Genomic DNA, 12,414 nt, shown 5'->3' with positions numbered 1-12,414 from the left:
TAGCTTTGCCGAGCTAATGAGTCAAATGAATCCTTTACGAATTATTTTTATGGGTACTCCCGAATTTGCAGTACCCAGTCTTGAGATATTAGTGCAAAATAAGTTTAATGTAGTAGCAGTAATTACGGCACCGGATAAACCACAGGGTCGCGGTCAAAAGCTGGTAGGCTCTCCTGTTAAAGAATGTGCCTTAAAATATAACATACCCGTACTACAACCTGCTAACTTAAAATCACCTCAGTTTCTCGACGAGCTAAAAAGCTTCGATGCAAACCTGCAAATTGTTGTTGCTTTCAGAATGCTGCCTGAAGTTGTATGGTCTATGCCTGCATTGGGAACATTTAACCTGCACGCTTCTCTTCTACCTCAATACAGAGGTGCTGCGCCCATAAACTGGGCTATCATTAATGGCGAAAAAGAAACCGGAGTCACTACTTTTTTTCTCAAACATGAGATTGACACAGGCAGTATCATTTTTCAGGAAAAGGAAACCATCCGCGATAGTGACAATGTAGGCGAGCTGTATGAACGCCTTATGAAGAAGGGATCAGAACTTGTATTACGCACTGTTAAAGCTATTGAAAAAGGCAGTTATCCCTCAATGCCTCAACCAGAAAATATTGAAATAAAACACGCACCAAAGATTTTCAAAGAAACTTGTGAAATAAAATGGGATAATACCACCTATTACATCAGAAACTTTGTAAGAGGATTAAGCCCCTACCCTGCTGCGTGGGTGCACCTCAATAGTAAACATTTCAAAATTTACAAGCTGTCCATTGCAGATAAAAAAGATCCGTCACCTACGCCGGGCACAATAGATACTGACAATAAAAATTATCTTTACATAAAGACTAACGACGGATGGGTTTCTGTTGAAGAACTTCAACCTGAAGGAAAGAAACGTATGTCCATCCAAGAGTTTTTCAGAGGCAATAAAATTTAAGAAGTTAAAAAAACACGGTCAACTCAAGAGCAGCAACTTCGAACTACTAACTATGATCATATCAGCTATAGCAGCACTTTCAGAGAATCGGGTAATCGGTAAGAACAATGACCTTCCATGGAAACTTCCTGACGACATGAAGTTTTTTATGGAAACCACGAAAGGGCATTATGTTATTATGGGAAGGAAGAATTATGATTCCTTAAAGGGAAAGTTTAAACCGCTTCCCAACAGAACCAATATTGTTATTACCCGTCAGAAAAATTTTGTTGCCCCCGGTTGCATTGTACTTAATAATCTTGAAGAAGGAATTCAGATCGCTAAAAATAATGGCGAACCGGAATGTTTCATTATAGGAGGCGCTGATATCTATAAACTCGCTATGCCTTTCACCAACCGTTTATACCTTACTGAAATTAAAGCTACCATAGATGGTGACACTTACTTTCCTCAAGTAAAAAAAGAAGAATGGAAAGAGACATCAAGACAACATCACGCCAGTGATGAGAGACATGCCTTTGCGTTTGACTTTGTAATCTATGATAAAATATAACATATGCCGGGCATAGCAAATAAAGTAATATGGATAACGGGAGCATCATCTGGCATTGGTGAAGCCCTGGCCTACGAACTCGCAAAGGGCAAAGCCAAACTAATTTTATCGGCTAGACGCAAAGAAGAATTGGAGAGAGTAAAAGGAAATTGTGCTGCCTCCGCCCAACCTGATATAAGAATTCTTCCCTTGGATCTCGAAAATCAATCTACACTTAAGCTTTCAACAGATGCTGCCATTCAAATCTTTGGTCATGTTGATATCTTAATCAACAATGGAGGTATCAGTCAGCGGAGCCTGGTGGCCGAAACATCCATCGAGGTTGACAGAAGAATTATGGAGGTCAACTATTTCGGCGCTATTACTTTAACTAAATATTTACTCGCGCATTTTATCAAGAGAAAACAAGGACATTTTGTTACTGTTAGCAGTGTTACCGGTAAATTTGGTACACCATACCGCTCCGGTTATGCAGCATCCAAACATGCCTTGCATGGTTTCTTTGATGCTGTTCGTGCAGAACACTACAAAGACAACATTAAGGTAACGATGATCTGTCCCGGATTTATTCATACCCCCATTACACTTTCTGCATTAACAGCAGATGGATCTCCGCTCCAAAAGATGGACGATGCACAGTACAAAGGAAAACCCGCCGAATGGTGCGCCAGAAAAATAGTTGCAGCTGTAGAGAAAGATAAAGAAGAAGTTTACATAGGAGGCAGAGAAGTATTTGGAGTTTACATCAAAAGGTTCTTTCCCAAACTCTTCTCCCGGGTGATAAGAAATGTGGCTGTAAGATAACCTCACAGCCACAGCTATGATTAATATATCGCGGCACTACTGTTGTGCACCAAAAACACGTTTCAGCAGCTCGGTAGTTCTTGCAACAGGGTTCTCGCGAATATTCTTTTCTTCTTTTGATATCATCAAAAACAATCCCTCTATCGCTTTATCAGTAGCATAATCATCCAGATCCGGATTTACTTTTTGAACCAATGGTATCTGGTTATAGCGCGTAACAATATCGCCATAGTACTTTGTAGCGTTTACTTTGTTTAACGAATTTTGAATAACAGGCTTAAATTTTTCCTTCAGCTGTGATGAAGTTGTACGTTTCAGGTATTGTGTTGCAGCATCATCCTGCCCTTTAAGAATAGCCCACGCATCTTCTATGGTCATTGATTTAATGGCTGTAATAAAGATAGGCTTTGCTTCCTTTGCAGCATCTTCAGCTCCACGATTCAATGTCATAATAAATTTGTCTACTTCATTTCCAAAACCAATCTGTCTTAACCTGTCTTCTACTTTCTGAACATCAGGAGGAAAAGGAATTTTTATTTCAGGATTTTTAAAATACCCATCCATTTGTGAAACAAGATCAGACCCTGTAGAGATACCTTTGATCAAAGCCTCTTTTAAACCTTCAGCTACTTCAGCTGTTGTTAATGCCTTTGTTGAAGTGCCCTTTCCCAAAGACTTATTTACTTCACCAATAGTCTGATTTATTTGCGCGGATGTACAAGCTCCCAGAATGAGGGAAGCACACAAAACAATTCTCTTCATATTTTTAAAATTCAATCGCAAGATACACAAAGTAAACAGGCCGAAGTAAAGCATTTCAACAACTTAGAGTTTCACTAGTTGAACGGCAATAGAACTATTCAAACCGGTAGTATACACCAAAGTTTAAGCCTAAACCGTATGGCTTCACGTAAAAAGGAGTACCTACTTGTTTACCCATATTTAAGGAGTAATTAACCGTAGGTTGAATTATTAAATGAAACTGTCTACTTATTTGACGAGAAACTCTGTAATACACATTGCCAAAAAGATATACCTGGCCATTGGACTTTGAAAGGTTACGATGGAGCTCAGCTGCCAAACCAACCATTTGCATCCATGACCTTGCTTTAATTGTATAATTCAAGCCGGCTAGCATCCCTAAATTTTTAAGCTCATATTCATAAGTATCATGCGTGTTACCCATAGAAATATCATACTCTAAGGAGCCCGGGTTAATGGGGGTCACCTCTACCTCTGCTGTACTTCTAAATCGATATTGCAACGTTTGCTTGCGTTGAAAATAAACCAGCCCCAGGTCAAGAGCCACCTTATCTGACAACTTCTTCTCTACTCCAAACTCTGCTCTAATACCAAGTCTTTTCGGTGAAAATGCTGACAATTTATCTATGCTCTCAACAAGTATTCCATCATCTTTTACAGGCTTTATCTGTTGGTACCCGAGCGTAGGCATCACCAGCACATACAAAGAGAAGTGTTGGTTTCTTTCTTCCTTATCATCTTGAATTATAATTTTTCTGGCAACCAAAGTATCTGCCTTGTTTGTTGAGAGGTGAGCTACTTCACGGGAAACTGAATCATTCTTCTGTACCGAATCCTGAATTACGCCATCTTTAAACTTATTATCCTGTTCTGAAGTAAAATGTATGTTGTTGAGAATATGGGCACCAAGGCGTTCTTCAAAATCACTTTTGTTAATAACGGTATCCTTTAAATACATGTTATGATTAATATTGGCCTTCTCTTTAGATTGCATTTGGAGCTTATGTTCAAAGCGTTCTTTGTGAGCTGTTGTGCCTGAGGTAGAAAGTTTTTCACCAGAAGACAATGCTGTATTATCGGCAGTAACGACACCATTAGCTCGATATTCCTTTTTTACAATGGAAACATCTTCACTTATTGTAAAAACATTAGTGGAATCAGAGATTTTTTCAGACTTCCCGTTACTATACTTTCTCTTAACGGCTGACTCCTTTGTTAGATCAATAGCCTTCCTACTTCTGTCAATTACACCAGGCTTTCTGCTATCATTATAGGCACTCGAATTATCATTTCTATTGTTACTATTAACTGCTTTACTATTTTTCCGCTCAACACGCTCTGCATTGTCATATATTCCTTTTTTAATGTTCTCATTAGCGGAAGTATCAGCACCTTTTAAAGTATAAAGCCTAAGCGATAATGTATCAATATGTAGCGCCTCCTTTTGCTTTTCCATTTTTTCAAATGATTGGAATAAACCTGGATGAATTAGTAGTAGCATTGTCGCCACTGCCAATACGTGCTGTACAACGTCAAGCCTATCTACAAAGCGTTGGCGATAAATTTCAGTGCGAATATTATTCCAAACAATATTATCAGGCTTTTCCTCATATGCTTTTAGTTTATCAGCAATGTTTATATCTCCAGAAGGTTTACCCGCCTGGATTCTCTTCCAAAGTCCTTCGTCTGGCGACTCCTTAAAATTCCCCAGTCTTTTTTTCAGTTCATCTTCTGGTAAATCGTCATGCATACTTTTCATATCGTAAAACACCTGCTTTACTTAATTTATCCTTCAAAATATTCTTCGCATAAACCAGTTGTGAACGTGACGTAGACTCCGAAATATTCAACATCTCTGCAATTTCAGCATGACTATAACCTTCAACAATGTAAAGGTTGAAAACCACGCGACAACCATCAGGTAAAGCATTAATTAAACCCAACAAAAACTCATCAGATACATTTGAAAGTATTAACTCGTAGTCGCCACTTTCAGCTTGTATTTCTTCCAGGCTATCAAAACGAAGTCGTTTAGCATGATGATAATAGTTAACAGCCGTATTCACTGTAATTTTGATTAGCCAGTTCTCCAGCTTCTCAACGTTATCCAGTTGATTAATCTTAGTAAAAATTTTTATAAATACTTCCTGTAACACATCCTGCGCCTCCTCACGGCCAGATGTATACCTTCGGCAGATACCCATTAAACGGTATTTGTAGAGATCATACAGGATACGTTGTGCTTCCGCATCCCCCTTCCCACATTGGTATACTAATTCTCGATCAGTCATAAAACAGTAAAATCATCCGCATAATGCATGCGGATGATAAGATACTATGATGTTGGTTACCGGGTTTCGATCGTTACTTCAGCTTCTTCACAGATACTATCATTTAAACAAACCCGGTATTTAAATCGATCTGTAAAACCTGTTACAGTATTTGCTGGAAAAGTATAGTAATACCCCCTTGTGGAATCCGATACAAGCTTTCCTTGCGGAAGGTCAACCACAGTTATTTTCAGTCTTGCATTATAACAATATTCATCATTGCGTAACACATCCATGTGGAAAGGCTTAGACAGGTTAACCGTATCCATATCGAAAGTATACAAGTCGTCAACAACTGTAAGGCTATCGCTACAGTTATTTGTCTTACTGATGTATACAAAGGCGTGGCGTATCAACTCACTACCCCCTGCCTGCGCAAGCGCAATACGATAAACAAATGAGTCGTTTCCATTAAATCCCGCACCTGGTGTATAACGAATATTACCGTTTGATAACACCTGCACTGTTCCATGAGATGGCATCGGTATTGTATCACTCCCAATAGCAGGAATGGAGACTTGGAGATCAGCCTTATTGCCATTGCAAAGTGTATCATTTCTGAGAACGTTAATCTCAACAGGGCCAAGAACATTATAGATGTAATCGTTATTGGCAAACATCCCGCAAGGAATATCTGTTGAATCTCCTATTATAATTGGAATTGAGTCTTGCAATATCACTGCATTGTTTTTTCCAAAAATGGAAATACCAAATCGATCTCTTGCATTTCGCACTCCTTTATTAGGGGTGTACTCCAACAGGTATTCTCCTAATGATTTTAATGTTCCAAGCTTTGGTTGATAAGCAATTGATAGTTTAACATTGGATGAAGATGTTATCAGAGCTTTAAGATCGATAATTCCAGAACCTGAAGGTGAGATATAAATAGGTTCAGCATTTAACTGTACCGCTGATTCTTCATCTATTTCATCAGGTTCCAGCACATCACAACCAATAAAGGTGGTAATACAAATAATCAAAACAAGTTGAACGAGGGTAGCCGGTAGGCTTTTTTCTTTTTTTAAATGCATAAACTTTTCAGTTAATGTTGGTCTTAATGGTAAGACCGCCATGATTATCCAAACGCTGGAAAGATTATTTAATTTTTTAATCAATCAGAAGAACAATTGCATAGGTTTTAAAATTTACTGTATTTGAGCACACAGAATTAACATTAATGAGAACAATAACAGCAGAACTTCTTACCATAGGCGATGAGATTTTATATGGACAGATTGTAGATACCAACTCACAATGGATGAGCGTAGCACTGTCAAACGTAGGTATAAAGGTGATCAGGAAAACAACAGTAGGGGATCTGGAAGAAGAAATTCTTAACGCTTTCGCGGAAGCAGAAACACGAGCTGACATTATATTAATTACTGGTGGCCTCGGCCCTACCAGCGATGACATCACCAAACCTTGTCTCGCAAAATACTTCAATTGTGAGGTACGCATTCATGAGGAGGCACTAGCCGAAGTAACAGAATTCTTCAAGAGCAGAGGCCGTGAGCTTACTGAAATAAACCGTCAGCAGGCCGCGTTACCCATATGCTGCGAAAAGGTTACCAATAAAATGGGCACCGCTCCAGGTATGTGGTTCGAAAGAAAGGGCAAAGTATTCGTATCCATGCCTGGTGTGCCACACGAAATGAAATTGATGATGACCGATATAGTGGTGCCTAAACTACAGAAGACATTCCAGACACCTACTATCCAGCATACAGTCATAAGAACCGTAGGTATCGGAGAGTCTTTCCTGGCTGATAAGATCCAACCTTGGGAGCAATCATTACCTCCGCATTTTAAGCTAGCGTATCTGCCAAGTCTCGGTGAAGTAAGGCTAAGACTTACGGCCATGGGGGAAAATAAAGATCAGCTGGCAGCAGAATCAAACAGATTGGTTGAGCAATTAAGGCCACTGGCAGGCGAGTACATATTCGGAATAGGCGAAGACCCCCTTGAGGTAGTTCTAGGTAACGCCCTATGCCAGAAGAAGCTTACGTTGGCGGTAGCAGAAAGCTGTACCGGAGGATACCTCTCTCACCTCATTACAAGCGCTCCTGGCAGTTCTGAATACTTTCTTGGCGGTTTGGTACCCTACGCCTACGACATTAAAATGGCGCAGCTTGGCGTTAACCCGGAAACCCTGAACCAATTCGGTGCGGTAAGCGAAGAAACCGTTATAGAAATGGCGAACCTGATAAGAACAAAATTCAATACCGATATTGGAGTAGCTACAAGCGGAATAGCAGGGCCCGGCGGAGGTACGCCTGAAAAGCCCGTAGGCACTGTATGGATCGCTTACGCCGATAAGGGCAAAACGCAAACCCGCAAACTCCAGCTCTCTAAAGACCGAATGATTAATATCCGGATGACTGCAATTGCAACCTTAAATCTTATTAGACAAAACCTGCCTCAATAGAAGGCTTTGATCTAAATCTTCATGTCGTAAACTGAAAACCTCCCGATTTTTAATGTTCCTACATAGGAGGTTAAAATGTTTGAATTGGCAGGGGTATTTCGGATGGTACCGGTAGATTAGTCATAGTTGAGCCGTATATAAGCCGTATATGAGCCGTATAAACCCTGTTTTTAGCGAAATTTGAGGCCTGATACGGCTCATATACGGCTCAAGTACGGCTTAACCCGGTCTCAAATACGGCTAAAGTAAGTTGCGGCTCAATTGTGGAAATCCTATTCGCACCGCAATTTACTTTCTGGTGTTGGCTGTACAGACCAGTAGCTAAGAAACCCTACAGTTTATTGCCAGGGATACTATTAGATTTGTTCTTCCAGGGTATGTTTTTGGGGATGAAGAAGTGCTCATCCCGGATACTACTTTGGTAAAATCCGGTTGCATAAACTTGGGGTCACATTAAAGAAATTTTACCGCGTAAGATCTGATATTTCTTAGCAGAAAAATGGAACCAAACACATGGTTCAGATAGTTATACATACAGAAATCAAAGAAGTGGATTCCCATCTTCTTTAACAACTGGTAATTTCCCTATCGTCCTGTTAGCACATCTCGAGACAGAATTACCACATTATCAACCTTAAGTCTTATTTGAGAATGAATATTTATGTCGGAAATCTCGATCGCCAGGCGACCGAGAAAGAATTGAGAAGCCTCTTCAATCAATTCGGTGAAGTAAAATCTGTAAGAATTGTAAAAGATCATGAATCAGGTGAACCAAGAGGTTTTGCCTTCGTAGAAATGACTGATGATCAATTAGCAACAAAGGCCATTCAGGAATTGGATGCAAAACCTTTTGCTAATAAACGACTAAAAGTAAATGAAGCCAAGCCTAAAAAATCAACTGTAGTTTACAATAGCTTCGCAAGTTATTATGGCTACCGCGATAGGTTTAAACACTAAGCTCTGAATAAAACACCGGCTACTTCAGTCGGTGTTTTTTTTATTATCCCTCTCTCTCCTGTTGATTTGAAGAAATACAAGTACGTTCACTAATTTTACAAATCAATAATGGGTAAGGCTTCTTCAAATAGTTCGATTAGAGAATCGATTATAATTCCGCATGATTTTCGTCTTGAAGATGACCTTGCTTCTGCATATGACCTTATGCAGCATTCGGGCGAAACCGTATTTCTCACAGGCCGCGCCGGCACAGGGAAATCAACACTCTTAAACTACTTCAGAAAAACAACCACCAAGAAACACGTGGTGCTTGCTCCCACAGGCCTTGCAGCTTTGCAGGTTGGAGGCAGTACTATTCATTCTTTTTTTGGATTCCCGTTAAGGCCAATGGTGAAAAATGATCCTGACATCAGGATCTGGAGTCGGAGTCACCCGAGATACAGGATTTTGAAAAAGATGGAAACACTCATCATCGACGAAGTATCTATGGTACGCGCTGATCTGATGGATGCCATTGACCAGGCACTGCGATTAAACACAGGAAATGACATTCCTTTCGGAGGGAAACAACTTATACTGGTTGGAGATATATTTCAGCTTGCACCGGTTGTAAACGCTAAGGACTACGCCGTACTGGAAGAGGATATCTACGAAACGCCGTATTTCTTTAGTGCGGATGTTTTCAGAAACTCAAAACCAAGGATCATTGAGCTGAAAAAGATTTATCGCCAGCAGGATGAAAATTTCATCTACCTGTTAAACAGGATAAGAATGGGAATAGCTACTCAAGATGATCTGAATGATATCAATCAACGCTATAACCCCGATAGTAAATTCAGTAAAGATTTTGCAATTACGCTTAGCTCAGTTAACGCCATTGCCGATACTGAGAACCTTCGCGAATTAATGAACTTAAAAACTCCCCTATATACCTATAAAGCTGAGATAGAAGGCACCTTTCATGAAAGATTATATCCCGCCCCAGCGGTTTTAAAATTAAAAAGAGGTGCACAGGTTATGATGGTGAAAAACGATTTGCAAGGCAGATGGGTAAATGGAAGCATAGGAAAAATTGAAGACCTGGCAGGAGAAAGAATTATGGTGCGCTTTGCAGATGGCAACATTTATCCTGTAGAACCAGCCCTCTGGGAAAATAAAACATATACGTGGGATAAGATTGAGAATACAATCAACTTTGTAGTGCATGGCACGTTCACACAATTTCCCATTAAGCTTGCGTGGGCTATAACCATTCACAAAAGTCAGGGTTTAACCTTTGACAACATTATCATTGACATGGGCAAAGGCGCATTTGCACATGGCCAGCTCTATGTGGCTTTAAGCCGATGCAAAACACTTGAGGGAATAACGCTTAAGACAAAGATTACTCCGCGCGATATTATTGTAGACGAAGCAGTGGAATACTTTGCGGGGCGTTCCGGAATTCGTTAGTACTTATATAGCCTTTATCAATTTAAAAGGCAACATGAAGATGGCGGTTATCAGCTTGAATACCAGTTCTATAGAAAGACCAACAATTTTAAATGGCAGAAGGACAAGCCATATTAAAGGAAACAGGAATAATGCCGCTAAAGCAACAGGCCAACAGATAACAAACAAAAGACACCAAAGAATTAAGGCTATAAAAGTTCTCATCTTCGCAAATTGTATTTCATAGAGCCTTTCAAACCACTTGCCATTTTTTAGAACTGTGTTTAACAGCTTTTTTTAAGTCTTTCGCCCTAGCTAGTAATCCAAAACTGCACAGGTGGCTGTTCAGTAATGTACAATCATCACCAAAATTTTCTTTAGCTGTTATTAATCGTGCTGATAACTGTTTTTTGGCTTGAGAAATTTTAAAAAAATAAGTGAAGATGAATGTCAAGGATATTGCAATAAGGGCAGAATTTAATTGTCTGTCGGCTACGTATAAGGAAATTAAAATTTCTGGGAAGGATATTAATGTCGCTTGATGTATAAATAATACTGCATACGATTTCGTTACTACTAGAAAGAAATAATGGAATTCTTAATTTGCGCCCCAAAATAGTGGTCGGGAGATCATAGAAAAACTATTTAACTTTGCTATAACAGTAAAACACCAACCATGGCGCAAGTAGAATTGGTAATGCCTAAAATGGGCGAAAGTATCATGGAAGCTACAATCCTTCACTGGCTTAAAAAACCTGGTGACAAGATTGATCAGGATGAATCTGTATTAGAAGTAGCTACTGATAAGGTTGACACTGAAGTACCATCAACCCACGCTGGTGTATTGAAGGAAATTCTTGCTAAAGAAGGTGAAGTTGTAAAGGTAGGTAAACCTATTGCTATTATTTCGACAGAAGCTACGGCGGAAGCAGGCACTTCGCCAACACCATCATCTGCATCTCCTGAAAAAATTGATGGGCAGGAAAAAAGCAGTGTTGAGGACCTGATGGCAACCCCAACTAACGGCGCTAACGGCACACACCATGGCGCTGCGGACTTTAAGAACACTACACGCTTTTACTCACCTCTGGTGAAAAATATTGCGAAAGAAGAGAACATTCTGGTAGCAGAGCTTGAAACAATACCCGGGTCGGGTAGCGAAGGCAGGGTGACAAAAAAAGACATTCTGGCGTATGTTCAGAATCGTAAGCTTGGCACCAGCATTAAGGAACAGGCAGCCCAAAGTGCGACGGTTACTTCTTCTTCACCTAAAGTGCCGGTATCCATCAGCGGTGGTGATGAGATTATTCAGATGGACCGTATGCGCAAAATGATTGCTGAGCGCATGGTAGACTCAAAAAGAATTTCACCACACGTTACTTCTTTTGTTGAAGCCGATGTTACCAATATTGTTTTTTGGAGAAACAAGGTAAAGAATGAGTTCCAAAAACGTGAAGGTGATACTTTAACCCTCACACCAATCTTTATTGAAGCCGTAGCCATGGCTATTAAAGATTACCCGATGATTAACGTGCAGGTTGATGGCGATAAGATTATTAAAAAGCGTGATATTAATATTGGCATGGCGGTAGCATTACCATCAGGAAATCTGATTGTTCCGGTTATCAAAAATGCCGATCAGTATAATATTACAGGGCTTACCAAAATTGTAAATGACCTGGCAAAACGTGCCCGTGATAACAAACTCAAACCCGATGAACTTGCCGGCGGAACCTTCACGGTTTCTAATGTTGGCTCCTTTGGCAATGTGATGGGTACGCCTATCATCATGCAACCGCAGGTAGCTATTATTGCGCTTGGTGCCGTACAAAAGAAACCGGCAGTTATAGAAACACCTTACGGTGATGCCATAGCCATCCGTCATAAAATGTTCCTCTCGCATTCATACGACCACCGTGTTGTAGATGGTGCTTTAGGAGGCAGCGTGGTAAGAAGGATAGCAGACTACTTGGAGAAGTTTGATATTAACAGAACTTTTTAATATCAATATTCATTTTGCTCCCTTTTAGACAGATAATAATTACTGATTATACTCCTGAATTATTATCCATGGATTAATGAATTGATGTTTCATTCAACTTCATGGATAGTAATTCATTCGTCGTGAAAGCTGGGCAAGACCATTCTTGCGCGCTCTCTCTTTATGAATTATCAAGCAAAATGCATTTTACCTTACATCAGTTTA

11 protein-coding genes are annotated in these 12,414 nt (G+C 39.9%); 7 read left to right on the top strand and 4 right to left on the bottom strand.

The genetic code is table 11. The features are described from left to right. Positions 1 to 25 precede the first annotated feature (25 nt). Genes fmt through KK060_RS16980 form a run of 3 tightly spaced genes read left to right on the top strand, consistent with a single transcriptional unit; the run spans position 26 to position 2,303 of the window. Positions 26 to 946 (top strand): methionyl-tRNA formyltransferase, encoded by a 921-nt coding sequence (gene fmt / locus KK060_RS16990; protein WP_254154987.1) that lies wholly within the window; start codon positions 26 to 28, stop codon positions 944 to 946. 52 nt (positions 947 to 998) lie between these two features. Then, the gene (locus KK060_RS16985) at positions 999 to 1,499 is read left to right on the top strand and encodes a dihydrofolate reductase (RefSeq protein WP_254154966.1); all 501 of its coding nucleotides are present in this window, start codon (positions 999 to 1,001) and stop codon (positions 1,497 to 1,499) included. 3 nt (positions 1,500 to 1,502) lie between these two features. Further along, positions 1,503 to 2,303, top strand: coding sequence for an SDR family oxidoreductase (locus tag KK060_RS16980; RefSeq protein WP_254154965.1), 801 nt, complete (start codon positions 1,503 to 1,505; stop codon positions 2,301 to 2,303). Positions 2,304 to 2,339: 36 nt separating this feature from the next. Here the strand turns inward: KK060_RS16980 and KK060_RS16975 are convergent, their stop codons facing one another. The 4 genes from KK060_RS16975 to KK060_RS16960 form a co-directional block, all read right to left on the bottom strand. Beyond that, complete coding sequence (locus KK060_RS16975; protein ID WP_254154964.1) at positions 2,340 to 3,065, bottom strand: DUF4197 domain-containing protein; 726 nt, start codon at positions 3,063 to 3,065, stop codon at positions 2,340 to 2,342. Positions 3,066 to 3,159: 94 nt separating this feature from the next. Beyond that, positions 3,160 to 4,824, bottom strand: a complete 1,665-nt coding sequence (locus KK060_RS16970; protein ID WP_254154963.1) for a hypothetical protein — start codon at positions 4,822 to 4,824, stop codon at positions 3,160 to 3,162. Further along, a complete protein-coding gene (locus KK060_RS16965) occupies positions 4,808 to 5,356 on the bottom strand; it encodes an RNA polymerase sigma factor (protein WP_254154962.1) in 549 nt (182 codons plus the stop codon). The genes KK060_RS16970 and KK060_RS16965 overlap by 17 nt, the downstream gene beginning before the upstream one ends. Before the next feature lie 56 nt (positions 5,357 to 5,412). Then, entirely contained in the window at positions 5,413 to 6,426 is a 1,014-nt protein-coding gene (locus tag KK060_RS16960; RefSeq protein ID WP_254154961.1) for an Ig-like domain-containing protein, read from the bottom strand. Positions 6,427 to 6,572: 146 nt separating this feature from the next. On the opposite strand from KK060_RS16960, the gene KK060_RS16955 reads away from it, so the two are divergent. The 4 genes from KK060_RS16955 to KK060_RS16940 all read left to right on the top strand — a co-directional run bounded on the left by KK060_RS16955 (position 6,573) and on the right by KK060_RS16940 (position 12,210). After that, positions 6,573 to 7,820, top strand: a complete 1,248-nt coding sequence (locus KK060_RS16955; RefSeq protein ID WP_254154960.1) for a competence/damage-inducible protein A — start codon at positions 6,573 to 6,575, stop codon at positions 7,818 to 7,820. A gap of 651 nt (positions 7,821 to 8,471) precedes the next feature. Continuing rightward, on the top strand, positions 8,472 to 8,777 hold the full coding sequence (rbp, locus tag KK060_RS16950) for an RNA-binding regulator (protein ID WP_254154959.1): 306 nt from the start codon (positions 8,472 to 8,474) through the stop codon (positions 8,775 to 8,777). Positions 8,778 to 8,885: 108 nt separating this feature from the next. Beyond that, positions 8,886 to 10,229: an ATP-dependent DNA helicase gene (locus tag KK060_RS16945; RefSeq protein WP_254154958.1), complete on the top strand. Its 1,344-nt coding sequence runs from the start codon at positions 8,886 to 8,888 to the stop codon at positions 10,227 to 10,229. 655 nt (positions 10,230 to 10,884) lie between these two features. Next, positions 10,885 to 12,210 (top strand): dihydrolipoamide acetyltransferase family protein, encoded by a 1,326-nt coding sequence (locus KK060_RS16940; protein WP_254154957.1) that lies wholly within the window; start codon positions 10,885 to 10,887, stop codon positions 12,208 to 12,210. Positions 12,211 to 12,414 lie beyond the last annotated feature (204 nt).

It is taken from the genome of Chryseosolibacter indicum, assembly GCF_018598585.1.
Lineage (GTDB): Bacteria > Bacteroidota > Bacteroidia > Cytophagales > Cyclobacteriaceae > Chryseosolibacter > Chryseosolibacter indicus.
The sequence above is the reverse complement of the archived record's forward strand: the minus strand, read 5'-3'. Positions and strand labels throughout refer to the sequence as shown.

Bases quoted from the DNA above. Each gene is read 5' to 3' on its own strand.
- KK060_RS16970 (WP_254154963.1), bottom strand. From the start codon at position 4,824: ATGAAAAGTATGCATGACGATTTACCAGAAGATGAACTGAAAAAAAGA.
- fmt (WP_254154987.1), top strand. From the start codon at position 26: ATGAATCCTTTACGAATTATTTTTATGGGTACTCCCGAATTTGCAGTA.
- rbp (WP_254154959.1), top strand. From the start codon at position 8,472: ATGAATATTTATGTCGGAAATCTCGATCGCCAGGCGACCGAGAAAGAA.
- KK060_RS16960 (WP_254154961.1), bottom strand. From the start codon at position 6,426: ATGCATTTAAAAAAAGAAAAAAGCCTACCGGCTACCCTCGTTCAACTT.
- KK060_RS16975 (WP_254154964.1), bottom strand. From the start codon at position 3,065: ATGAAGAGAATTGTTTTGTGTGCTTCCCTCATTCTGGGAGCTTGTACA.
- KK060_RS16965 (WP_254154962.1), bottom strand. From the start codon at position 5,356: ATGACTGATCGAGAATTAGTATACCAATGTGGGAAGGGGGATGCGGAA.
- KK060_RS16980 (WP_254154965.1), top strand. From the start codon at position 1,503: ATGCCGGGCATAGCAAATAAAGTAATATGGATAACGGGAGCATCATCT.
- KK060_RS16985 (WP_254154966.1), top strand. From the start codon at position 999: ATGATCATATCAGCTATAGCAGCACTTTCAGAGAATCGGGTAATCGGT.
- KK060_RS16955 (WP_254154960.1), top strand. From the start codon at position 6,573: ATGAGAACAATAACAGCAGAACTTCTTACCATAGGCGATGAGATTTTA.
- KK060_RS16940 (WP_254154957.1), top strand. From the start codon at position 10,885: ATGGCGCAAGTAGAATTGGTAATGCCTAAAATGGGCGAAAGTATCATG.
- KK060_RS16945 (WP_254154958.1), top strand. From the start codon at position 8,886: ATGGGTAAGGCTTCTTCAAATAGTTCGATTAGAGAATCGATTATAATT.